Raw genomic sequence first — 21,908 nt, forward strand, 5'->3', positions numbered from 1 at the left:
GGTTGCCGGGCCTTGGCCCGACGATTACCGGCTGGCTTCATCCACCAGATAGAGGATCGACTCGTAGTTGATGCCGCTGTGGTGGCTGAGGCCGATTTCACAGGTACGGCTGTTGCTGATACCTCGGCGGCAGCCGGGCGGCACCTGGGCCTTGAGCGGGCTCAGCGCCGCTGCATTCAGTTCGGGGGTGGTGAAGCCCTTGTCACCGGCAAAGCCGCAGCATTCGATATGCTCGGGTACCACCACTCGGGTAGCGCAGCGACGAGCCAGTTGCAGCATCTTGTCGGCCAGCCCCATCCGCCGGCTGCTGCAGGTGATATGCAGCAGCAGGGTTTCATCAACCGGTTCCAGTTCGAGCCGGTCGGCGGCCTGTTCCAGCACAAACGCCACCGGCTCATACACCTTGAGCGGCAGGCTGAAGCCTTCCTGGCTGTGCTGGGCACAGGGACTGGTATCCATCAGCACCGGCCATCTGCCTTGTTCCGAGGCCTGCCATAGCCGGGCTTCCAGCTCGTCGACCTTTTCCCGGGCGAGTTCCGCCATGCCTTTGCTCTGATAGGGCATGCCACAACACAGTTGTGTCAGTGTCCCGGGCATGATCACATCGAAGCCGGCCTTTTCCAGTACCGACAAGGTCACCTCGGTCAAGGGGCGCTGGTCGCTGGCCTGGGGCGACTGGCCCATGGTGCGGCTGGCGCAGGAAGGGAAATACACCACCCTGGGCCTGCCCCGAGCCGTGCCGTGGGGCTGGTGGCGGTTGGCGGTCGGGGTTTCCGGCAGCCACAGCGGTACCTTGTTATGGCTGAGGGTGCGCAGGCCGCTGTTCAGTCTACTCATGACCCTGTCACCTAACACCTTGTCGGCCAGCCGGCTCGCGGCCAGTCCCAGCCTGACTGCGCCTGTGGTGGCGGCGAAGTGCTCCGCGGTCCAGCGCGCGATAGGCTGAAATTTCCGGTAGTGATGGGTGCGCAGCTTGCGCACCAGGGTGCCAGTGTTGATGCCCACCGGGCAGCGCTGCTCGCACAGGCCGGTGGCGGCGCAGGTATCCACCCCCTGATACTGGAATACCTGGTGCAGGGTGTCGTCGATGATGGCTCCGGCTGCCTCCCGCCGTTGTAGTTCACGATAGAGCACGATGCGCTGGCGGGGGGTCAGGCTCAGGTCCCGGGACGGGCACACCGCCTCGCAGAAGCCACACTCTATGCACTTGTCAACGATGTCGTCGGCGGCGGGCAGGGGTTTGAGATCTTTCAGGTGGGCCTGATGGTCGTCATTGAGGATCACCCCCGGGTTGAGCAGGCTGTGCGGATCGAACAGCGCCTTGATGCGTTGCATCAGGGCATAGCCCTCCTTGCCCCACTCCAGTTCCACATAGGGGGCCATATTACGGCCGGTACCGTGCTCGGCCTTGAGCGACCCCTGATAATCGACCGCCACCAGCCGGGCAACCGCGTCCATAAAACCGCCGTAGCGATCCAGTTCCGCCTGGGAATCGAAACCCTGGGTAAACACGAAATGCAGGTTGCCGGCCAGGGCATGGCCGAAGATGATGGCCTCGTCATAGCCAAACCGATCAAAGAGCTCGGTGAGTTGACGCACCGCCGGTGCCAATTGTTCCACGGGGAACGCCACGTCCTCGATGATTACGCTGGTGCCGGTTTCGCGCACCGCGCCTACCGCCGGGAACATCCCCTTGCGCATGGCCCACAGGGTGGCACAGGTGGTCTTGTCCTGGGTAAAGGGCACCTCGTTGCGTCGCCTGAAGCCGGAAACCGCCTGCATGGCCTGCTCGCAGCGGGCCAACAACTCGGCTTCGCTGTCGCCGTGTATTTCTACCAGTAGGGCGGCCGCTTCCAGATCCAGACCTTTGATGAAATCCGGCATTTCCGGCTTGTCGGCGATGGAGCGAAGGGCCCGGCCGTCCATCAATTCCACCGCCGCTACCTGGGTATTGGCCAGGGCGGTGACCGCCAGGCAGGTGCTTTCTATCTCCGGGTAGACCAGCAGGCAGGAAGCCTTGAAGGCATGGTCGGGTACTGTGTGATAGGTCACCTCGGCGATAAACCCCAGGGTACCTTCCGAGCCTATCATCAGATGGCTGAGCATATCGAAGGGATCCTCGAAGTCCACCAGCGCATTCAGGCTGTAGCCGGTGGTGTTTTTCAGCCGGTATTTATGGCGGATGCGCTCGGCCAGCTCGGGGTTGGCCTTCACCTGTTCGCTCAGCTGCGCCAGCCCGGCCAACAGTTCCGGTTTTTGCTCGGCAAAGCGGGCTCTGCTTTGTGCATCCCGGGTATCCAGCCGGCTGCCGTCGGCGAGCACCAGGCTCATGCCGGCCAGGGTGCGGTAGGAGTTCTGGGCCGTGCCGCAGCACATGCCGGAGGCATTGTTGGCGGCGATGCCGCCTATCTTGCAGCTGTTGATAGAGGCCGGATCCGGACCTATCTTGCGGCCGAAGGGCGCCAGGTAGCGGTTGGCGTCGGCACCGATCACCCCGGGTTGCAGGCTGATCAGGAGGCCGTCGTCCAGGATCTGATGCCGGCGCCAGTCATCGGTGAGGGTGATCAGCACCGAGTCGGAGATGGCCTGGCCGGACAGGCTGGTACCGGCGGCGCGGAAGGTGCAGTGAATACCGTGTTTCCCGCACAGCTGCAGCACTCGAACCACCTCGTCCAGGCTTGCCAGGCGCAATACCAGCCTGGGCAGCAGGCGATAGAAGCTGGCATCGGTGCCGTACGCCAGGCACAGGGAGGGGTCGGAAATGATGCGTGCCGCGGGCAGACACTGCGCCAGTTCATCGGCCAGCAGGCGGTAACTCTGTTCCATCAGGTGTCCTCTAGGGTCAATACTAAAAATCTTTCGGGCCGTGGGCGCCACAGGCCAGGGCCCGCTGCGATAACTGAGCGGTCATCAGGCGTCCTCCAGGATCAGCACCAGCAGTTGTTTCGGGCCGTGGGCGCCACAGGCCAGGGCCCGCTGCGGTAACTGGGCGGTCATCAGGCGTCCTCCAGGAGCAGCACCAGCAGTTGTTTCGGGCCGTGGGCGCCATAGGCCAGGGTCTGCTGGATATCCGCCGTCTTGGAAGGGCCGGACACCAATAGCAGGTTGGTGGGCATGCCCCTGGCCCAGCCTTGGTCGGCCATCATCGCTGGCAGGTTAGCATACAGGGTAGAGGCCTTGAGGATGGCGATATGGCAGGGTGGCACCAGTGACAGGGTACGGGGTTCACTCGCATCCGGCCAGAGTACCAGACTACCGGTGGCGGCGATGGCACCGTGACAGCCGGTGATGCCCGCGTCGACCTGGCTGAACAGCTCCTCTTTCCACTGTTCCAGGGGGCGGGTGAAGGGTACCTGTTCGGTGCTTCCGGTCAGCGCCTGGGTGATCTCCACCAGAAATTCGCCACCGGTGCCGGTGGCAATGCGCCTGAGTCCGGCCTGTTCGATATGGTCCTTGAGGGTCGCCACCAATTCGCGACGGTTCAGCCTGATCACCTCGGCATGATTCTGGCTCAGCAGCTCGCTCAGCCGCTCCAGCAACTCGTCCGGATTGCTCGGATGCCAGAGCGGATAGTCCGGGTTGTTGACCGGCAGTGGTTGGGCACCGGCCTGGCGCAGCCGGTTGAGAATGGCGTTTCGGGCAGTCGACATCTTATTTGTTCCTCTTGGCCATCTGCTCGCGCAGGGTCCTGGCGGCGGGTTTGGGGGCGGTACGGCAGCGGGTCCAGGGGCCCAATCGGTTGGGGATCAGCCCGCGGAAACGGGTCGCGCACCAGCTCAGCATGCGGTACAGGGCTGGCTTGCTGGTGAGCAGGCCGAAGCTGCGCCAGACGAAGGCCTCCAGCCTGTTCTTGGCCGCCCCTTGGCCGCGCAGGGCCGGCACCCCGGGGCGGGGATCCTGTTTGGCCTCGCGGCGCAGCCGCTGCAGCAGGTTGGGGATGGGGATGCGCACCGGGCACACCTCACCGCAGGCCCCGCACAGGCTGGAGGCGGTAGGCAGCTCTTGGGTGGCCTCCAGCCCCATCAGGTGGGGCGAGATGATCTTGCCGATGGGGCCCGGGTAGACGGTGCCGTAGGCGTGGCCACCGATGCGGGTATAGACAGGGCAGTGGTTCATGCAGGCACCGCAGCGGATGCACTGCAGAGTCTGGCGCATTTCTTCATCCACAAAGGCCTGGCTGCGGCCGTTGTCGAGCAGCACCAGGTGTACCTCTTTCGGGCCGTCTAGCTCATCGTCCTTGCGCGGCCCGTTTATCATATTGAAGTAAGTAGTGATCGCCTGGCCGGTGGCGGAGCGGGTCAAGGCACTGAACAGCGGTGGTACGTCGGCCAGCAGCTCCACCACCTTTTCGATGCCGGTGACGGCGATATGCACTTCGGGCACTGTGGTGCACATGCGGCCGTTGCCTTCGTTTTCAACCAGGCACAGGGTACCGGTCTCGGCCACCGCGAAATTGACCCCGGATATGCCCACCTGGGCCTCGCGGAATTTCTGGCGCAGCACATTACGGCCGGTCTGGATCAGGGTATCCACATCCAGGGTATGGCTGAAGCCGGGCACATGCTCGGCGAACAGATCCGCCACCTGGCGTTTGTTCTTGTGGATGGCGGGCATGATGATATGCGACGGCGTCTCGTTGCCGAGCTGGACGATATATTCGCCCATGTCGCTTTCCAGGCAGCTGATGCCTTCCTTGGCCAGCTCATGGTTGAGCTCGATTTCTTCGCTGACCATGGACTTGCCCTTGACTGCCAGGGTGCCGCCGTGGGACTGGATGATATCGGTGAAAATGGCATTGGCCTGGGCCGCATCCTCTGCCCAGTGCACCCGGATGCCGTTGGCGATGCAGTTGGCTTCCAGCTGCTCCAGCAGTGTGGGCAGCTTGCTCAGGCAGCGTCTGCGGATGGCCTCGGCCCGGTCGCGGATGGCGGCTTCTTCGTCCGGATCGGCGAAGGCGGCCTGGCGCTTGTCGCGCAGGTAGTCCATGGCACCGCGGAAGTTGGCGCGCAGTTCCTTATTGGCCAGTGCCGCCTCGGCCTGGGGGTGAAACAGCTGGGGTCGGTTATGCATGATCGCCCTCCAGTCGGCCGAGCAGGAAACTGGCCAGGTGTGTGCCTTGCAGGTTTTTACCCTGGAATTCTAGGGCGCCGTTGATATTGAGCAGGCAACCCCAGTCGGCACTTATCAGCTGCGAGGCACCCGTGTCGTTCAGGTGTTGGGTCTTGTCCTGCACCATGGCTTCGCTGATCGCCGGATGGCGTACCGAGAAGGTACCGCCGAAGCCGCAGCACTCACTTTCGTAGGCCTGCTCGCGCAGTTCCACCTGATCCAGCTGGTCCAGCAGCTGGCGGGCGGTGACATGGACCTTCATTTCCCGCCGCGCGGCGCAGGAGGTATGCAGCACCACGGAGGTGGCCGGTCCCTGATCCTGCAGCCGGATGCGGCATACCTGCACCAGGAATTCGGTCAGTTCGAATACCCGATCACAGAATTGATTCACGTCCTGCTCCAGTTTACTGCCGGCAAACAGCCGGCGATAGTGGTGATGCATCATGCCGCCGCAGGAGCCGGACAGCACGATCACCGGCCAGGACTCGGGAAATAGCGCCATCTGGCTCAGAGCCGTGGTCTTGGCATCATCTTCGTAGCCGGAGGAGTAGGCGGGCTGGCCGCAACAGGTCTGCTTGGGCACATAGATGACTTCGACTCCGGCCAGTTCCAACAGGCGGATGGCGTCCAGCCCGCTCTGGGGGGAAAACATGTCCACCAGGCAGGTGGCGTAGACATACACCTTGGCGGGTTTGGCCGGATAGATGCGAATAGCGGACGACATAAGGCAATTCCTTTAATTAACAGCTTTCATTCAGGTTCAGACATCAGCACAGGCAGAACGCGGATGCCGATGCATGGAGCAGGATGGTAAGAGGATTCGCGCTGCCGACACGCCATCAATACCTCCCTGTAGGCTCCGCTGCGCCATCCATGGCGCAGAGGGTCGGCCGAGCGAATGCCCCTTATCATCACCTGAGCTCCTGGTTGCTTGATGACAGCTCATCATTTAGTTAGCCATTAGCCAGGCGCAACAGCGGATCCGACAGCCCCAGGCCATAGATGGCGACCATGCCGATAATGCCGGTGGCGACAAGGTAATAGAGGGTCGGCAGCGCCGTCTTGCGCAGCGTGGTGCCTTCCCGGCCCAGCAGGCCGACGGTGGCGGAGGCGGCCACCACGTTGTGGATGGCGATCATGTTGCCGGCGGCGGCGCCCACCGCCTGCAGCGCCACCATCAGCGCGGTGGACACGTTCAGGGTCTGGGCCACCTCAAACTGGAACTGGGAAAACATCATGTTGGAAACGGTGTTGGAGCCGGCGATAAAGGCCCCCAGGGCACCGATCACTGCGCTGATGGCCGGGAAAAACCCACCCACCAGGTCGGCGGCAAAGTTGGCGGCCATCACCGGCATGCTGGCGAGATCGGCACTGTTCACCCCGGAGTTGATAAAAATACGCACCATGGGCACGGTAAACATCAACACGAAGCCGGCGCCGATTAGGGTCCGGGAGGACTCCGTCACCGCCGGCACAAAATCTTTGAGCGAGCGGGTCTGGGTCAGCACCGCGACCAAGGAAACAAACACCAGTATGCCGCCGGGCAGGTACAGGGGCTGGATGCCGGCGCTGATACCGGCTTCGCCGAGGATATCGCTGAAGGCGATATTCCAGCCGGTGAGCAGGCTTTTTAAGCCATCACTGGTCCGGCTCAGCACCAGCAGCACCGGCAGCAGCAGATAGGGGAACCAAGCCAGGCCAAGGCTGATGGGCTTTTTCTGCAAGTCTTCCTTGTGGATGGCGAGCGAGCCCAGCCACTCGGCCGGCCAGTCTTTTTCTTCAGGGAATTCAAAGGTGGTCCTGGGCACCAGGAAGCCCTTGCGGGCGGCGGTAACCACTATGGCCAGACCCACCAGGCCACCGACCAGGGAAGGAAATTCGGGGCCCAGCAAGATGCCGGTGAGGGCGTAGGGAATGGTGAACGCCAGGCCGGCGAAGATGGCGAACGGCAGTATGTCCAGACCTTCCTTCCAGCATTTGTTGCGGCCGAAGAAGCGGGTCAGCATCATGCACATAAACAGCGGCATCAGGATGCCGACCAGGCCGTGGATCACCGCCACATTGCCGGTGACGGTTTGCAGATAGGCACCCCAGCCGGAGCCGGCTGTACTCAGGGTCTGGTCGATGGCGCCGTTATCCAGGCCGGTGGTGACGCCGACTATGATGGGAGTACCCACGGCGCCGAAAGAGACCGGAGTACTCTGGATCATCATGCCCATTACCACGGCGGCGAGGGCCGGGAAGCCCAGTGCCACCATGAGCGGTGCGGCGACCGCGGCGGGGGTGCCGAAGCCGGAGGCGCCTTCGATAAAGCAGCCGAAGCACCAGGCGACGATGATGGCCTGGATGCGTCGGTCGGGCGAAATGGCGGTAAAGCCGTTGCGGATGGTGGTAATGGCGCCGGTATGCTTTAAGGTATTGAGCAGCAGTATGGCGCCGAAGATGATCCACAGCAGCGACAGGGAAATGGCGAACCCCTGCAGGCTGGAGGCCAGCACACGGGTCGGGCTCATCTCCCAGGTCATGAGGGCGATGATCACGGTGAGGGCAAATGCCAGCGGCATGGCCCGCTTTGCCGGCCATTGCAGGCCGACCAGCAGGATGGCGGCGAGTACTATGGGGGCAAATGCCAGCAACGCCAGTAAGGTTGTATCGATCATAAGGGTCACTTCCATTGTTTAACCAGTGTCCCCACAGGCACATATTTAACTGTAGGGTATGAGTCGTCATCCTTGTGTTAAGGAGATGTAACCTTAAGGCCTTACTATTTGTAGATATATAGAGATAATGAAACACATTATTTCCAAAACTGGATAAATATGCCGAGAACCGATGACCTCATCCTGTTTGCCCAGGTGATCGAGCTGGGCTCGTTCAGCAAGGCGGCGGAAGCCAATGACCTGACCAATTCGGTGGTCAGCAAGCGTATCGCTCGCCTGGAGGAAGAGCTGGGCAGTACCCTGATACACCGCTCCACCCGGCGGCTGACCCTGAGTGATGCAGGGCGGGTGCTGTATCAGCGCGCCCGTCTGGTGGCCCAGTCGGCACAGGAGGCATTTGATGCCGTAACCGGTTATAGCCAGGCGCTGGAGGGACATATACGGATATCGGTGCCGACCATTTCCGGCGAGCTGCTGCTGGCGGCGGCGGTGGCCGAATTTTGTGATCTGCATCCGGCTATTTCGATCGATATGTCGTTGGAGAATCGCTTCGTCGACCTGGTCGGGGAGGGCTATGATCTGGTGATCCGCACCGGCCATCTGGATGATTCCAACCTTATTGCCCGTCATATACTGGACTCCCGCTGGACCATCTGTGCCGCTCCCGCCTATATCAGCCGGCGTGGCAAGCCCCTGGTGCCGGAGGATTTACTCAAGCATAACTGCCTGATTTACAGTTATCAGGAAAGCGGGGCCCGAGACTGGCTGTTCAGCCGCCAGGATGAGATTTATCCGCTGCGGGTTGCCGGCAACTTTTCCACCGATAATGCCGCCGCCCTGCGCAAGGCGGCCATTGCCGGTTACGGCCTGGCCTATGTGCCCCGCTGCCTGGTGTATCCGGATCTGCAGGCCGGTCGCCTGGTGGAGCTGCTGCCCAAACAGGTGGGCAAGGTGCTGGGCATCTATGCGGTCTATCCCTACAGCCGCCAGCCGCCACGCAAGATAAAGCTGTTGATCGAACATATCCGCACTCGCTACATGGATATTAAACACTATTTCTGAACCGCGACGGCGGACTAGCAACAAGGCTAAATGAATGGAACTACTGGGCAAGAAAGCCTTTTATCTTAATCAGATTGCCCTTTGCGGCGGCATACGGGCTGCGGCCGAATCCCTGGGCGTGAATGCTTCCGTGGTCAGCCGGCACATCAGCCAGCTGGAGCTGGAAACGGGGATTGCACTGCTCGAAAGGAAGGGGCGCAACGTTTCCCTGACCCAGGCCGGTCGGATGATCGTCGATACCTATGCTGCCCAGCAACGGCTGCACAGTGAACTGTCCGACTCCCTGTCGCGGATGAAGACCCTGAAGGGCGGCAGCGTGGTCGTGTCGGTCGGCGATGGCTTTATCGAGAGCTTTATCCAGTCGGTGCTGTTGCGGGTGTCTCAGCAGTACCCGGACGTGTTTATCGAACTGAAGACGGGGGTGTACTTTCCGCGTGAACCCCACGAAATGGTGCTGGAGGATGAGGTCGACATCGCTATCACCTACGGGCCCGTGTCCGATCCCCGGTTGCGGGTGCGCAGTTTCAGCCGGGGCCCTCTGTGTGCCCTGATGCATCCGGCACACCCCCTGGCCGGGCGCAAAAGCGTGTCGGCGGCGGTGCTGGCCGAGCACAAGCTGATCTTCCTGCCCGATCTGTCGGGTACCCAGTCCTGCTTGAGTGCCATCTTGCGTGACAGCGGCTTGGCGGTGACGCCAACCTACCGCTGCAACCTGCATTCGGTGGCCAAGCTGATGGCGGCTGCCGGTATAGGTATCAGCTTTATGACCGCCTGGGGGGCCCGGCGGGAGATCGACAGCGGTAAGCTGGTGGCCGTGCCCATTGCCCATCCGGTGGCAGAAGAAACCTACGGCAATCTGGTGTGTCGTGCCGGCCGCAGCCTGAGCCCGGCAGCCCGCTACCTGTGGAAGTTGATGAGCGGTATGCGCTAACCAAAATCGGCGCCCGAGGGCGCCGATCTGACGGTTACTGCATCATGAACACGCCGGGTCCCAGTGGCAGCCCCAGGGTCAGCCATAACAGCAGGAACAGGGTCCAGCAGATCAGGAAGCCAATCGACAGGGGCAGCATGGTCGAGATCAGGGTGCCCAGCCCCATATTCGGTACATAACGCTGCATGTATACCAGGGCGACCGAGAAGTAGGGGCTCATCGGTGAAATGATATTGGTGGTCGAATCTCCGATGCGGAACATGGCCTGTACAAAGGCCGGGTTGAAATCGGACAGCATCAGCATGGGCACGAATACCGGTGCCATCAGGGCCCACTGGGCCGAACCACTGGTCATGAAAATATTCAGCACCGCGGTCATCAGGATAAAGGACACCACCAGCGGCAGGCCGGTAAAGCCGGTGCTTTCGAGGATGTTGGAGCCTTCTATTGCGATGAACTGCCCCAGCTCGGACCACTTGAAGTAGGCGATAAACTGGGCAATGGCGAAGAACAGCACCAGGGTGGTGGCCAGCTCCTTGGTGGATTCCGCCATCAACTCGGGAACGTCGCGGCTGGAGCGGATTTTACCGACGCTGATGCCGTAGGTCAGGCCTATGATCACGAAGAAGCCGAACAGAATGGGTACAAAAGACTTCAGGAAGGGTGAGGGTACTAGCCCGCCTTCCGGGTTACGCAGCGGCGAGGTTTCCGGCAGGACCACCAGTATCACCAGACCCAGGTACAGCAGGGTGGCCCACATGACCCGCTTTAGACCGCGTTTTTCGCCTTCATTCAACTCGACCAGCACGGGGCCGGACATCCGCTTGTGGCCGGAGATCGGCAGGGTGCGGTTCAGGTAGGGTTCGACGAAGCGATCGATGATCACCGTACCTACCGTGGCCAGCACCAGCACCGAGCTGGCGACGAAGTAGTAATTATCGAGCGGCGAGATATAGGCTTGCGGGTCCAGGGTGCGGGCCGCCTCGGTGGTGATTCCGGAGAACAGGGCGTCGCCCACGGTCACGAACAGGCTGGCATCATAGCCGGCTCCGGCGGCGGCATAGGCGGCGGCGGCGCCAGCCAGGGGATGGCGGCCGACCGAATGGAAAACCATGGCGGCCAGCGGGATCAGGATCAGGTAGTTGGCATCGGAGGCTACACTGCCGCAGATACCGGCCAGGAAGACCACTAAGGTCAGCATGGCGGGAGGCGCCTTGGCCACGCTGACCTGCATCAGGCTGGACATCAGTCCTACCTTGTCGGCCAGGCCGATGCCAAACATGACCACCAGGATCAGGCCGAGGGGCGGGAAGTTGACGAAGTTGGAAACCATGCTGGTCAGCATGAACACTATGCCTTCATCCGACAGCAGGCTTTTGACCGTGACCACGGCGTTTGTCTTGGGATTGACCGCACTGATGCCGGCGGCGTCCAGCAGTGCCGACAACAGCACTATGAATATCCCCAGGGTCACGAACAGGATGAAGGGGTGAGGGAGTTTGTTACCGGCCCGCTCAATGGAGCCCAGTATCCTTTGCATATTGGTTATTCCTTCAATGGTTATGGTTGATTGAACGCGAGCATCTCTTTGGTGATGGCCAGAAAGGTCTTGGCTGCACTGGCCAGGATGTCGTCGTTGAATTCGTAATGTGAGTTATGCAGGTAAGCGGAATCCATGCCGTTGCCGACAAAGAAGAAACACCCCGGTACCTGCTCCAGGTAGAAGGCGAAATCCTCTGATCCCATGGTCGGCATATAGTCAATTTGTTCTATCTGCTCGCTGACCTGGTGCCTGTGGGCGGCGTCGATCAGCCGCCTGGTCCAGCCGGTGTCGTTGACCAGGGGGGGCACATGATGGACGTGCTCAAGCCGGTAGTCGGCGTCGTAGGGAGCACAGATGCCGGCAATCAGCGTATCGAGCCTGCCAACCAGCTGGTTGCGGGTATCGGGCCTGTCGTTGCGAATATTGAGCAGCAATCGGGCTTCGCCGGGAATCACGTTGGCACTGGAGCTGGCTTCGAACGAGGATACTGTAATGACCCCCGATTGCAGTGGTGATTTAACCCGTCCGGCGATGCCCTGCAGCTGCTGTACCAGACAGGACCCCAGGTAGATGGGATCGACCGCCAAATGGGGCATGGCCGCATGACCGGACTTGCCTATCAGGGTGACGGCATAGGTGTCGCTGCCGGCCATGGCGGGCCCCGCCTTGGCGAAGACAAGGCCGGCCTCGAACCCGGGTCTGTTATGGTAGCCGAAGATGGCATCCACCCTGGGATTTTCCAGCACCCCTTCCTTGATCATCACCTCGGCGCCGTTGCCGCCTTCCTCACCAGGCTGGAACAGGATCTTGACCATGCCGCACAGGCTGTCTCTGGCTTCCATGATCAGCTCTGCCGCCAACAGCATGGTTGCGGTGTGGCCGTCGTGCCCGCATGCGTGCATGCAGCCGGGTCGTTGCGACTTGTGCTCGAAGTCATTGGCTTCGGTAATGGGCAGGGCGTCCATGTCGGCGCGCAGGCCAATAACAGGGCCAGGTCGGCCGGTATCCAAGAGGCCGACCACGCCGGTAACGGCGACTCCCGTGGTCACCTGGTAGCCGAGGGCCCGCAGCCTTTCGGCCACCAGGGCGGCCGTGTCGAACTCCTCGAACTTCAGTTCCGGGTGTCTGTGCAGCTGGCGGCGGGTGCTGATGGTGTGTTCCAGTTGTGTGTTTTTCAAGGTGGTGGTGCCGTGCGCAGTTGAATGGTGCTAGCATTTTATCGTCTGCCCGGTGATTAAAAATGAATAAACCGGTATGCCTTTGTTGCTTTTTTGTCAACAAAGCGTGTGTTGGGGCTGCTCTGTCATGGTGCTGTTGTTATCGGACTGGCCCCGTTACCTGGGGAATCCTGCATTACTTCACGACGAGGTTTTCACATGATCAAAACCGCTGTGATTGGTTACGGTCAGTCGGCCAGTATTTTTCACCTGCCCTTTATCGATGCCCTGCCCGACTTCGAGCTGGTGGCCATCAGCAGCTCCAAACCGGAGCGCGTGGCCAGAGACTGGCCGGAAATCAAGGTATATACGCGGGTGGACGAGATGCTCGTTCAGTCGGGCGCCGAGCTGGTGGTGATCACGGCACCGAACGAGGTGCATTATCAGCTGGGCCGTCAGGCACTGGAGTTGGGTATGCATGTGGTGATGGAAAAGCCCATGGTTACCCAGCTTAATCAGGGGGCAGAACTGATGCAGCTGGCGGCGGAGAAAGAGCTGTGCCTGATCCCGTTTCACAACCGGCGCTGGGATAGTGATTTCCTCACTATCAAGAAGCTGATCGCCGAGGCGCGTCTGGGCACTATCCATGGCTTTGAATCCCATTTCGATCGATTCCGTCCCACCCCGGGTCAGCGCTGGCGGGAACGGCCCGGGGAAGGGGTGGGGTCCTGGTTCGATCTGGGCGCCCATCTGGTGGATCAGGTGCTGGTGCTGTTCGGCAAGCCGCTGGCGGTGACCGGTCGCTGCCTGGCGATGCGTCCGGGATCAAGGGTGACTGATTACTTCCATGTGCAGCTGCATTACAGCGATAAGGAAGTACTGCTGCACTCCAGCCCTTACCATCCCGGGCCGACTCTGCGTTTCAAGCTGCAGGGAGAGCTGGGTTGTTACATCAAGCGTGGCTTCGATCCCCAGGAAGAGCGGCTGCGCGACGGCATAGTGCCCGATTCGCCTTTCCTGGCTAAGGAAGCCGAGACGGACTACGGCATGCTTTATTCCGACGATGAGCCGGCGGTGATCCCGTCGGCGATTGGCGGCTATCGTTATTTTTACGAGGCCACCGCCAGGGCCATTCGGGGCGAGGGAGCCGTGCCTGTCGCCATCCAGGATGCCCTGGACGGGTTGAATATCATCAAGCTGGCGATACAAAGCTCGGAACAGGGCAAGACACTGCCGGTAGGTACCACGACTTACTGAGTGTTCAGGGAGCTGGGGACTCACTTATATGGGGTTCTGTTGAGCGCCACTTGTCCCTTTACGAGCGAGGGCATACCGACTTTGGGTCCGGGGGCGGCAAGGCTGGGGCCAGTCAGCGGTGTTTATTTCAAGACGGGGCCTGGCGGCCCCTCCTTTACCATCAGGTTGACCAGTAGCTGTAGCAGGTAACCACCGCCAGGGCGGCGCTGACAAAGTAGGCGATATTCACGCCGGATTGTTCATTGCCGCTCAGCTTCTTCATTAGCCATTTCAGGATCCCTGAACTGAGCAGGTAGTAAAAGGCAAATGGGATGGCGAAGGTGGTCAGCCCGAACAGCATCTCCAATAACGTATCCATGTCTGTAAGCATGATTCTATCCTCCCTGGACAACTTTCATTTTAGTCGCTGGCTGGTTGTTTTTTGAGCTCCTCAACGAAACGGGTCCATTAAAACACCCGGGGGTTTACAAGGGGTTTTCATTTGGTTCTACTTCGGCGATGTGTATGGTCCTAATAAATGACCGGGACTGCCTTATGATCGCTGCTCGATTGGGTATCTGACATAACAATAACGACGGCCGAGCCGTGGTAAGCGGGAGATAACGATGCGTTTAAAGCAGGGCCTCAGGGCATGGGGAGTGGCGACACTGTGTCTGGCAACGCTGATAAGTACCGAGGCGGCAGCCCGGATCAAGCCTTTTAAGATGGCACTGGGTGATGGTGCGGGCAGCCCCCAGCATGTTATGGGGCAGCGGTTTGTCGAGTTGCTGGAGCAGAAAACCGGTGGCCGGCACGGTACCCTGATGTTTCTTAACGGTCAGCTTGGGGATGAACAGAGCACTATCAACGATGCCTCCATGGGGCTGGTGGACTTTACCATGGTTGCCATCAACAACGTCACGCCGTTCTCTCCCAGTGTGGGAGTACTTACTCTGCCCTATATGATGCAGAGCCTGGACGATGCCATTACCCTGACCCAGGGGGAAGTGGGACGGCAGCTGATCGCCAATACGGTGCGGGATGCCAATATTCGTATCATCGGCTGGACCTATACCGGTTTTCGGGTATTGACCAACGCCAGGCGGCCCGTCCACCGGTTGAGCGATCTCACCGGCCTGAAGGTGCGGGTACCGGCCAATGACATCATGATAGATACCTATCGTGCCTGGGGCATCAACCCTACCCCCATGGCCTGGTCGGAAACCTTTACCGGGTTGCAGCTGGGGGTGGTGGACGGGCAGGACAACCCCTATATGACTATCCACGCGATGAAATTCAGCGAGGTGCAGGATTACATCACCAATATTCGCTACCTGTTCTCGATAGAGCCGCTGATTGTCAGTGAAGAGATATACCAGGCGCAGAGCGACGAGTTACAACAGGCGATACGCGCTGCGGGGCAGGAGGCAACTGCGTTCAGTGCCCGTTATCTTGTTGAGCAGGAAGATAAAATTCGTGCCGAACTGGTCAGCCAGGGGATGGCGATCATCGAACCGGCCAACGAGCAGGAATGGATGGACAGGGCCATCGACCAGGTCTGGCCCAAGTACTACGAGCGGCTGGGTGGCAAGGAGCAGCTGAATCGGATACTGGCGGTGTTGGGCCGGGAAGCCATCTGAGGCTTCAGGCAGCGCACCGGCGCTGCCCTGAAAGCGGATTAATGGCGCGAGTGCAGGGCCAGGCCCTGCAGGAAATTACGCAGGAACTGATCGCCGCAGGCTTGGTAGTGCTTGTGTCCCGGCTTGCGGAACAGGGCGGTCAGCTCGGTTTTGCTGACCTTGAAGCCGGCCAGGGCCAGCATGCCCAGGATATCCTCTTCTTTCAGCTCCAGGGCCACCCTCAGTTTCTTGAAGATCAGGTTGTTAATTTGTTCGCTGACCGGCGGGCGGGGGGCGGTATCACCGTCCTTCGGGCCGCGGCGTTGCAGGATCAGGCCATCGAGGAAGCCCAGGATCTGCGCATCGCTGCAGCTGTGGTAATGGGGTTCTTCTTCTTTGGCCAGCAGGGCCAGCAGCTGGTCTTGGGTGAGTTCGATCCCGGCCAGCCGGAACAGCTCGACGGCTTGCTGGTCGGGCAGATCCAGGGCATAACGGATACGCCTTAAGATATCGTTATTGGTCATCGCTGCTTTTCGCCTCGCTCGCTTCTGCCTTCTTCACCCGGATCTTCTGGCCATCCACTTCAATGCCGTTCAGGCTCTTGATGGCGGCCTTGGCCTGGGATGGATTGGGCATAAAGGCAAAGCCGAACCCTTTGGAGTTACCTGTATTACTGTCTTTCACCAGGTGAAAGTAGTGCACCAGGCCATAGGGGGCCAGCAGGGCCAGTACCTTGTCTTCTGTGGTTAGTCGGGACAGTCCCCGGATCATGATTTTCATGCGGTCTCCAGCATCGCGACTATGCGTAATGCAAGGGTATGGTGGCTAAATAAGCGCGGCTTTGATGGCGCAAAGGGCCGCGAGTGTAACAGGTTCGCCGGGTGGCGTCTTGTCCCGTGCATCCGCTCCCCTGTATGCACTATAGCCTGCCGGAGGGCACTGACCAGGACGGGGTGAGGCGCGCAGTCGGGTGCTGGTGCCATTTTTTCGGGCTTTCTGGTGCTAATCAGGGAGGCCATTTGGTTCGAAGCTGTTGCCTGCATTTACCCGCAGGATAAGGAAGATATGATGCCAGTTAATATTGATGATGTGGTTGCCTTCTCGAATCATTCCCTGACCCCCACCGCCAGCAAGCCGCCCCCCGAACGCCGGATTGAAGGCACACCGAGGCAGGGAACGGCCAATTACTTCACCGATAGCAGCGATCAGCTGGACGCCGGCTTCTGGGAAAGCGAGCCCGGCAAGTGGCATGCGGTGAGCGAGCGCAACGAATTCTGCTATATCCTCGAGGGCCATGTGCGCATCGCCGACGAGCAGGGCAACTGCAAGGAGTTTCGCCAGGGCGACGCCTTCCTGATCCCCTATGGTTTCAAGGGTACCTGGCAGGTCCTCGAATTCACCAAGAAGTACTATGTGATCTTCGTGCCCAAAGAGCGCTGAGGCGATGATTCGTTATCGATGACGGGGCAAAAACGCGGCCGAAGCCGCGTTTTTTGCAAGAGCGAACCGTTATTTCACCATCCAGCCAATTTCTTCACCGGCGCGGATCGGCACCAGCCTGTCGCCGCCCAGGGGCAGGGTTTCGCCCACGGTCCAGCTTTCCTTTACCAGGGTGATGGTGTCGGTATTGCGGGGCAGGCCGTAGAAGTCGGGGCCGTAGTGGCTGGTGAAGGCTTCCAGCTTGTCCAGCGCGCCGGCTTCCTCGAAGGCCTCGGCATACAGCTCTACGGCGGCGTGAGAGGTATAGGCGCCGGCGCAGCCGCAGGCCGCTTCCTTGCGATGCTGGAAGTGGGGGGCCGAGTCGGTGCCCATAAAGAATTTTTTGCTGCCGCTGGTGGCGGCGCGCACCAGCGCCTGCTGGTGGGTGTTGCGCTTGAGAATGGGCAGGCAGTAGTAGTGGGGCCGGATGCCGCCCGCCAGCATGTGGTTACGGTTGAACAGCAGGTGGTGGGCGGTGATGGTGGCCGCCACCTTGTCGCTGGCCTGCTCTACAAAGTTCACCGCATGCTCGGTGGTGATGTGCTCCAGCACGATTTTGAGATCGGGGAAGTCGCGCACCACGTCGGGCAGCACGGTGTCGATGAAGGCTTTTTCACGATCGAAAATATCGATGCGGGAGTCGGTGACTTCACCGTGTACCAGCAGCAGGGTGCCGGTTTCCTGCATGGCTGCCAGTACCGGGTAGATGTTCTTCACATCGGTGACGCCGGAGTCGGAGTTGGTGGTGGCGCCGGCCGGGTAGAGTTTGCATGCCACTATCTTGCCGGTGGCCCTGGCCTTGCGGACTTCCTGCGGATCCGTGTTGTCGGTCAGGTACAGGCTCATCAGCGGTTCGAATTTGCTGCCCTGTGGGCGTACCGCCAGAATGCGATCTCGGTAGGCCAGCGCCATCTCCGTGGTGGTGGCCGGTGGCACCAGGTTGGGCATGATCAGGGCACGGCCCAGGTAACGGCTGGCATCGCGGACTGTGTCTTTCAGTTGTTCGCCATCGCGCAGGTGCAGGTGCCAGTCGTCGGGGCGGGTGATTGTCAGTGTGGTCATAGTAGGCTCGGCGGGTTATCCATTACATCCAGGTCTCCATTATCCACTTCCCGACGGGTTTCACCAAATAATGAGGAAATAAAGGCGGCTGTGAGCCGTCAGCCTGCTGCTTGGTCACAATGCCATCGCTATCGATTGCGAAGCCATACATCGGCAGGGTTGCCACTGCTTGTGTACTGTATGGTTTGAAGACAGTGCCAGCAGGCGACTCTGGCACATCGCGGAGGGCAAAGGGTCTGCTTCAGCGACCATCACCTTTATTACAGGGATACGGGTCGACTGCAGTGTCATCTTGTCGTGTCGTCGTCTACCCTGATATGCATGTTTGCGCAATGGTTCAAGGAGTCGATATGCGTATTCTGATGGTGCTGACCTCCCACGACCGGCTGGGGGATACCGGTGAAAAGACCGGCTTCTGGCTGGAGGAATTCGCCGCTCCCTATTACCTGTTCATGGATGCGGGCGCCGCCATCACCCTGGCCTCACCCAAGGGCGGACAGCCGCCGCTGGATCCGAAAAGCGACGCGCCCGATGCCCAGACCGCGGCCACCGAACGTTTCCGCGCAGACCCGGTGGCTCAGAACCTGCTGGCCCATACCCGCAAGCTGGGGGAGCTGTCAGCGGTTGATTTTGATGCGGTGTTTTATCCTGGCGGCCATGGTCCCTTGTGGGATCTGGCTGAGGATGCCGACTCCATTGCCTTGATAGAGGCCATGGCGGCGGCCAACAAACCGGTGGCGGCGGTGTGCCATGCACCGGCGGTGTTGCGGCATGTCAAATCCGCTAACGGCAATACCCTGGTGGACGGCAGGCGTGTCACCGGCTTTGCCAACAGCGAGGAGCAAGCGGTACAGCTGACCGACATAGTGCCTTTTCTGGTGGAAGACATGCTCAGGCAGAATGGCGGCGACTATCGCAGGAGTCATGACTGGCATCCTCATGTGGAAACCGACGGCATGCTGGTGACCGGCCAGAACCCGGCGTCTTCCGAGCCGGCCGCCAGCGCCTTGCTGGCGTTATTGAAACGCTGACGCTTCAGCCCGGCGGCGACAGCCGCCGTTCCAGTCGCTGAAACAAGCCATCGATGACAATGGCGACCAGGGCCACCATGACCCCGCCCTGCAGCACAAACGCCATATTGTCGGTCAGTAGTCCGGCAATGATGACCTCGCCGAAGCCCTTGGCCGCCACCGTCGATCCTATGGTGGCGGTGCCTATGCTGATCACCAGTGAAACCCGTATGCCGGCGATAATGGTCGGCAGCGCCAGTGGCAGCTCTACCGTGAACAGCTGTTGCAGGGCGCTCATGCCCATGCCGCGCGCCGCTTCGGTCACGTTTTTGGGTACTTGCTGCAGGCCGGTGACGGTATTTTCATAGATGGGCAGCACGCCATAGAGAAACAGCGCCACCAGGGTGGGGGTCAGCCCGAAGCCCAGCGCCGGCACCGCCAGGGCCAATACCGCCACCGGGGGGAAGGTCTGCCCCAGGTTGGCGATGGCCCTGGCCAGTGGGAGAAATTCCCGGCCGGCAGGGCGGGTGACCAATACCCCGCCCCCGAGGGCAACCAGGGTGGCAGCGCCAATGGCGATAAACACAGCCGCCAGATGCCAGAACAGCAGGTTAAGAAAGCTGTCGCGGGTATAGATGGCAGGAGCCTGGTTGTCGACCAGCCGGCTGAACAGCGGCTCCAGCAAAGGCATCTGCAGGGTCATGGTGAGCAGCATCAGCAGCGGAACCATGACTCCCGGCCAGCCGCCGATGGCCTTGCCCTTCATGCTCTGGCCCCTTTGTGCAGGATGTCGGCCATCGTCACCTGACCTATGATGTCTCCGGCATCGTTGACCACTGCAAGCCGCTCGACATGCTCCCAGATTAGTAATGACAGGGCATCGCGCAAATTGGTGAGCTGGCCGATGGTGGGTGTCGATGGCGTTAGGGAAGTGGGGTCCGGAGGGGTCATCACCTCGCTCACCCGTTGGATGGTGAGCAGGCGCAGGGCCCTGTCCAGTCCGCCGACCAGGTGCTGTACAAAGCCCTCCCGGGGATGACGCAATAATGCCTCTGGGCTGTCCATCTGCAGTATCTCGCCTTTGTCCATCACGGCGATGACGTCGGCCATCTTGACCGCTTCCTCCAGGTCGTGGGTGACCATGATGATGGTGATCCCGAGCAGCTTCTGCACCCGCAACAATTCATCCTGCAGGCGCTCCCGTGTCAGGGGATCCAGGGCGCCGAAGGGCTCATCCATCAACAGTAGTTCCGGTTTGGCGGCCAGCGCCCGCGCCACTCCCACTCTTTGCTGTTCACCGCCAGACAGCTGGTGCGGGTATTTTCCGGAAAAGGTGTCTACATCCAGCTGGAACAGGGTTAACAGTTCTTCTACCCGGTCTCTGATCTTCCGATTGTGCCAGCCCAGCAGCCGGGGAACCGTGGCGATATTTTGATAGATGGTCTTGTGGGGGAACAGGCCGACCCCCTGGATGGCATAACCAATACGTCGCCTGAGCTGTTCCGGCGGTAACGAAATGACATCCTGATCATTGATCAGGATCTGGCCGCTGCTGGGTTCAATCAGTCGGTTTACCATGCGCAAGGTGGTGGATTTACCACAGCCGGAAGTACCGACCAGCATACAGAACTGGCCGGACTCGACCCTGAATGAGAGGTTGTTGACGGCGGCCTGGTTATCAAACCGCTTGCAGAGGTTTTTTACTTCGATCATGGTCTGCCCTCTCTCAGTAGCGCGATCAGGGTATCTATGATGATGGCAAACAGGAACGCCAGCAACAGTGTCGGTGCCGCGCCCAGGATCACCAGATCGGCCGCCGTTTGTCCCAGTCCCTGGAAGATATAGGTGCCGAAGCCGCCGCCGCCCACCAGCGCCGCCACGGCGACCAGGCCTATGTTCATGGTCACGACTACCCGCAGGCCGGTCAGGATCACCGGCATGGCGAGAGGAAATTCCACCTGGTAGAGCCGTTGTCGGGCATTCATGCCCATGCCGGTTGCTGCCTCCAGGACACTGGCATCTATCTTGTCAAAGCCGATAGTGGTGTTACTGACGATGGGCAGCAGCGAGTAGAAAAACAGCGCTATTACCGCCGGTGCGGCACCGATGCCGCGGATGCCCAGCTCGGCCAACAAGGGATAGCTGGCTGCCAGCAGACTCAGCGGGATCATCAGCATGCCGAACATGGCCAGACTGGGGATGGTCTGCAGCAGATTGAGCAGCGGGAAGAGCAAAGCGCGCAGGGGGGCAGAGCGATGGCAACAGACCCCCAGGGGAATGCCGACCAGCAGCGCCGGGATAATACTGCCCAGGGAGAGCTGCAGGTGGCGGATCGCCTGCTGCCAGAAATCACTCTGGTTTCGGTATTCCTTGAGCAGCGACAGATCGTCCCAGTGACCGGAAGCCAATATGGCGATAGTGGTGCCTGCCAGTATGGCCACCAACACCAGGCGCACAAGGGGACGCAAACCCAGCCTGATGGTGGCATCGGTGATCAGCAGCGACAACCAGAGGATGGACATCCAGAAACCGCCGTTTAATGAGACCCGGGCCAGGGCACCGGCATCGGCAAGCAGGGCCGATGCGCTGGCACCGACCCCATGGACGAGTGCCAGCAGGGTCAGGAAAGCGAGCGCCAGCCGAATTTCCAGCCTTGCATTAACAAGGGATACCAGGCTGGTGAGTGCTAACATCAGCAGCAGCGGTGCCAGCTCGAACAGGCCGGCTGAATCCAGCAGCCCCATGCTCTGGCCGGGCATGATGCGGTTGGGCTGCAAGCTGACAAAGGGCAGGGCGAACAGGGACAACAGCAGGGCGCAGCAGACTGTGATGCCGACCTTGTCCAGGTTAAAAGAGTTCAAAAATACTCCTGGCACAGACTTAAAAATACGGGTAACCAGTTGCTCTCGAGGTACGGCAGAAGCCAGCCCCGAACGCAGACACGACGTAGGCGGAGGTCATCTTTATTTGACGACGGCTGCGAATATTCACTGGATATTCGATCCATCGCCAAATTCGATGCAGGCAGCAAGCTGCCCCA

Annotated in this window: 20 protein-coding genes; 6 read left to right on the top strand and 14 right to left on the bottom strand. The window is 60.4% G+C overall.

All coding sequences use genetic code 11. The features are described from left to right. Window positions 1–24: 24 nt before the first annotated feature. The 5 genes from DCS96_RS16265 to DCS96_RS16285 form a co-directional block, all read right to left on the bottom strand. Window positions 25–2,826, bottom strand: a complete 2,802-nt coding sequence (locus DCS96_RS16265; RefSeq protein WP_116475463.1) for an FAD-binding and (Fe-S)-binding domain-containing protein — start codon at window positions 2,824–2,826, stop codon at window positions 25–27. 170 nt (window positions 2,827–2,996) lie between these two features. Then, window positions 2,997–3,650 carry a LutC/YkgG family protein gene (locus DCS96_RS16270; RefSeq protein ID WP_116475464.1) on the bottom strand — a complete coding sequence of 218 codons (654 nt, stop codon included), beginning with the start codon at window positions 3,648–3,650 and terminating at the stop codon, window positions 2,997–2,999. A gap of 1 nt (window position 3,651) precedes the next feature. After that, entirely contained in the window at window positions 3,652–5,070 is a 1,419-nt protein-coding gene (locus DCS96_RS16275; protein ID WP_116475465.1) for a LutB/LldF family L-lactate oxidation iron-sulfur protein, read from the bottom strand. Beyond that, window positions 5,063–5,833: a (Fe-S)-binding protein gene (locus DCS96_RS16280; protein WP_116475466.1), complete on the bottom strand. Its 771-nt coding sequence runs from the start codon at window positions 5,831–5,833 to the stop codon at window positions 5,063–5,065. Before DCS96_RS16280 ends, DCS96_RS16275 begins: the two co-directional genes overlap by 8 nt. Window positions 5,834–6,062: 229 nt before the next feature. Continuing rightward, complete coding sequence (locus DCS96_RS16285; RefSeq protein WP_232818304.1) at window positions 6,063–7,769, bottom strand: L-lactate permease; 1,707 nt, start codon at window positions 7,767–7,769, stop codon at window positions 6,063–6,065. 159 nt (window positions 7,770–7,928) lie between these two features. Here DCS96_RS16285 and DCS96_RS16290 point away from each other — a divergent pair, with 159 nt between their 5' ends. Both DCS96_RS16290 and DCS96_RS16295 read left to right on the top strand, forming a co-directional pair. Continuing rightward, window positions 7,929–8,831, top strand: coding sequence for a LysR family transcriptional regulator (locus DCS96_RS16290; RefSeq protein WP_116475467.1), 903 nt, complete (start codon window positions 7,929–7,931; stop codon window positions 8,829–8,831). 34 nt (window positions 8,832–8,865) lie between these two features. Continuing rightward, window positions 8,866–9,762, top strand: a complete 897-nt coding sequence (locus tag DCS96_RS16295) for a LysR family transcriptional regulator (RefSeq protein WP_116475468.1) — start codon at window positions 8,866–8,868, stop codon at window positions 9,760–9,762. A 34-nt stretch (window positions 9,763–9,796) separates the two neighbouring features. Here the strand turns inward: DCS96_RS16295 and DCS96_RS16300 are convergent, their stop codons facing one another. Both DCS96_RS16300 and DCS96_RS16305 read right to left on the bottom strand, forming a co-directional pair. After that, the gene (locus DCS96_RS16300) at window positions 9,797–11,302 is read right to left on the bottom strand and encodes an AbgT family transporter (protein WP_116475469.1); all 1,506 of its coding nucleotides are present in this window, start codon (window positions 11,300–11,302) and stop codon (window positions 9,797–9,799) included. Window positions 11,303–11,322: 20 nt separating this feature from the next. After that, a complete protein-coding gene (locus DCS96_RS16305) occupies window positions 11,323–12,483 on the bottom strand; it encodes a M20 metallopeptidase family protein (protein ID WP_116475470.1) in 1,161 nt (386 codons plus the stop codon). Between the two features lie 198 nt (window positions 12,484–12,681). Between DCS96_RS16305 and DCS96_RS16310 the strand changes: the two genes are divergently transcribed. After that, window positions 12,682–13,719, top strand: a complete 1,038-nt coding sequence (locus tag DCS96_RS16310; RefSeq protein WP_116475471.1) for a Gfo/Idh/MocA family oxidoreductase — start codon at window positions 12,682–12,684, stop codon at window positions 13,717–13,719. Window positions 13,720–13,879: 160 nt separating this feature from the next. Here the strand turns inward: DCS96_RS16310 and DCS96_RS16315 are convergent, their stop codons facing one another. After that, on the bottom strand, window positions 13,880–14,089 hold the full coding sequence (locus tag DCS96_RS16315) for a hypothetical protein (RefSeq protein ID WP_157953648.1): 210 nt from the start codon (window positions 14,087–14,089) through the stop codon (window positions 13,880–13,882). A 235-nt stretch (window positions 14,090–14,324) separates the two neighbouring features. On the opposite strand from DCS96_RS16315, the gene DCS96_RS16320 reads away from it, so the two are divergent. Further along, window positions 14,325–15,338, top strand: coding sequence for a TRAP transporter substrate-binding protein (locus tag DCS96_RS16320; RefSeq protein ID WP_116475473.1), 1,014 nt, complete (start codon window positions 14,325–14,327; stop codon window positions 15,336–15,338). Window positions 15,339–15,376: 38 nt separating this feature from the next. Here DCS96_RS16320 and DCS96_RS16325 read toward each other — a convergent pair whose 3' ends face one another. Further along, window positions 15,377–15,841 carry a YehS family protein gene (locus DCS96_RS16325; protein WP_116475474.1) on the bottom strand — a complete coding sequence of 155 codons (465 nt, stop codon included), beginning with the start codon at window positions 15,839–15,841 and terminating at the stop codon, window positions 15,377–15,379. After that, window positions 15,831–16,097: an RNA recognition motif domain-containing protein gene (locus tag DCS96_RS16330; RefSeq protein WP_116475475.1), complete on the bottom strand. Its 267-nt coding sequence runs from the start codon at window positions 16,095–16,097 to the stop codon at window positions 15,831–15,833. The genes DCS96_RS16325 and DCS96_RS16330 overlap by 11 nt, the downstream gene beginning before the upstream one ends. A 288-nt stretch (window positions 16,098–16,385) precedes the next feature. On the opposite strand from DCS96_RS16330, the gene DCS96_RS16335 reads away from it, so the two are divergent. After that, window positions 16,386–16,757, top strand: coding sequence for a cupin domain-containing protein (locus tag DCS96_RS16335; RefSeq protein WP_157953649.1), 372 nt, complete (start codon window positions 16,386–16,388; stop codon window positions 16,755–16,757). 69 nt (window positions 16,758–16,826) lie between these two features. Here DCS96_RS16335 and pyrC read toward each other — a convergent pair whose 3' ends face one another. Next, window positions 16,827–17,858: a dihydroorotase gene (gene pyrC / locus DCS96_RS16340; protein ID WP_116475477.1), complete on the bottom strand. Its 1,032-nt coding sequence runs from the start codon at window positions 17,856–17,858 to the stop codon at window positions 16,827–16,829. A 350-nt stretch (window positions 17,859–18,208) separates the two neighbouring features. Between pyrC and DCS96_RS16345 the strand changes: the two genes are divergently transcribed. Beyond that, window positions 18,209–18,889, top strand: a complete 681-nt coding sequence (locus tag DCS96_RS16345) for a type 1 glutamine amidotransferase domain-containing protein (RefSeq protein ID WP_116475478.1) — start codon at window positions 18,209–18,211, stop codon at window positions 18,887–18,889. A gap of 4 nt (window positions 18,890–18,893) precedes the next feature. Here the strand turns inward: DCS96_RS16345 and DCS96_RS16350 are convergent, their stop codons facing one another. From DCS96_RS16350 to DCS96_RS16360, 3 genes are read right to left on the bottom strand one after another with little or no spacing between them, the layout of a single operon-like run. After that, window positions 18,894–19,634 (bottom strand): ABC transporter permease, encoded by a 741-nt coding sequence (locus DCS96_RS16350; RefSeq protein ID WP_116475479.1) that lies wholly within the window; start codon window positions 19,632–19,634, stop codon window positions 18,894–18,896. Continuing rightward, window positions 19,631–20,581, bottom strand: coding sequence for an ABC transporter ATP-binding protein (locus DCS96_RS16355; protein ID WP_116475480.1), 951 nt, complete (start codon window positions 20,579–20,581; stop codon window positions 19,631–19,633). The genes DCS96_RS16350 and DCS96_RS16355 overlap by 4 nt, the downstream gene beginning before the upstream one ends. Continuing rightward, window positions 20,578–21,729: an ABC transporter permease gene (locus DCS96_RS16360; RefSeq protein ID WP_116475481.1), complete on the bottom strand. Its 1,152-nt coding sequence runs from the start codon at window positions 21,727–21,729 to the stop codon at window positions 20,578–20,580. The genes DCS96_RS16355 and DCS96_RS16360 overlap by 4 nt, the downstream gene beginning before the upstream one ends. Window positions 21,730–21,908: the final 179 nt, after the last annotated feature.

The sequence above is a fragment of the Zobellella maritima genome (assembly GCF_003075035.1).
GTDB classification, from domain to species: domain Bacteria; phylum Pseudomonadota; class Gammaproteobacteria; order Enterobacterales; family Aeromonadaceae; genus Oceanimonas; species Oceanimonas maritima.

Excerpts from the sequence above, each read along its gene's own strand:
- DCS96_RS16280 (WP_116475466.1), bottom strand. The coding sequence starts at position 5,833 with ATGTCGTCCGCTATTCGCATCTATCCGGCCAAACCCGCCAAGGTGTAT.
- DCS96_RS16275 (WP_116475465.1), bottom strand. The coding sequence starts at position 5,070 with ATGCATAACCGACCCCAGCTGTTTCACCCCCAGGCCGAGGCGGCACTG.
- DCS96_RS16285 (WP_232818304.1), bottom strand. The coding sequence starts at position 7,769 with ATGATCGATACAACCTTACTGGCGTTGCTGGCATTTGCCCCCATAGTA.
- DCS96_RS16335 (WP_157953649.1), top strand. The coding sequence starts at position 16,386 with ATGCCAGTTAATATTGATGATGTGGTTGCCTTCTCGAATCATTCCCTG.
- DCS96_RS16330 (WP_116475475.1), bottom strand. The coding sequence starts at position 16,097 with ATGAAAATCATGATCCGGGGACTGTCCCGACTAACCACAGAAGACAAG.
- pyrC (WP_116475477.1), bottom strand. The coding sequence starts at position 17,858 with ATGACCACACTGACAATCACCCGCCCCGACGACTGGCACCTGCACCTG.
- DCS96_RS16290 (WP_116475467.1), top strand. The coding sequence starts at position 7,929 with ATGCCGAGAACCGATGACCTCATCCTGTTTGCCCAGGTGATCGAGCTG.
- DCS96_RS16300 (WP_116475469.1), bottom strand. The coding sequence starts at position 11,302 with ATGCAAAGGATACTGGGCTCCATTGAGCGGGCCGGTAACAAACTCCCT.
- DCS96_RS16270 (WP_116475464.1), bottom strand. The coding sequence starts at position 3,650 with ATGTCGACTGCCCGAAACGCCATTCTCAACCGGCTGCGCCAGGCCGGT.
- DCS96_RS16295 (WP_116475468.1), top strand. The coding sequence starts at position 8,866 with ATGGAACTACTGGGCAAGAAAGCCTTTTATCTTAATCAGATTGCCCTT.
- DCS96_RS16315 (WP_157953648.1), bottom strand. The coding sequence starts at position 14,089 with ATGCTTACAGACATGGATACGTTATTGGAGATGCTGTTCGGGCTGACC.
- DCS96_RS16350 (WP_116475479.1), bottom strand. The coding sequence starts at position 19,634 with ATGAAGGGCAAGGCCATCGGCGGCTGGCCGGGAGTCATGGTTCCGCTG.
- DCS96_RS16265 (WP_116475463.1), bottom strand. The coding sequence starts at position 2,826 with ATGGAACAGAGTTACCGCCTGCTGGCCGATGAACTGGCGCAGTGTCTG.
- DCS96_RS16310 (WP_116475471.1), top strand. The coding sequence starts at position 12,682 with ATGATCAAAACCGCTGTGATTGGTTACGGTCAGTCGGCCAGTATTTTT.
- DCS96_RS16345 (WP_116475478.1), top strand. The coding sequence starts at position 18,209 with ATGCGTATTCTGATGGTGCTGACCTCCCACGACCGGCTGGGGGATACC.
- DCS96_RS16320 (WP_116475473.1), top strand. The coding sequence starts at position 14,325 with ATGCGTTTAAAGCAGGGCCTCAGGGCATGGGGAGTGGCGACACTGTGT.
- DCS96_RS16325 (WP_116475474.1), bottom strand. The coding sequence starts at position 15,841 with ATGACCAATAACGATATCTTAAGGCGTATCCGTTATGCCCTGGATCTG.
- DCS96_RS16355 (WP_116475480.1), bottom strand. The coding sequence starts at position 20,581 with ATGATCGAAGTAAAAAACCTCTGCAAGCGGTTTGATAACCAGGCCGCC.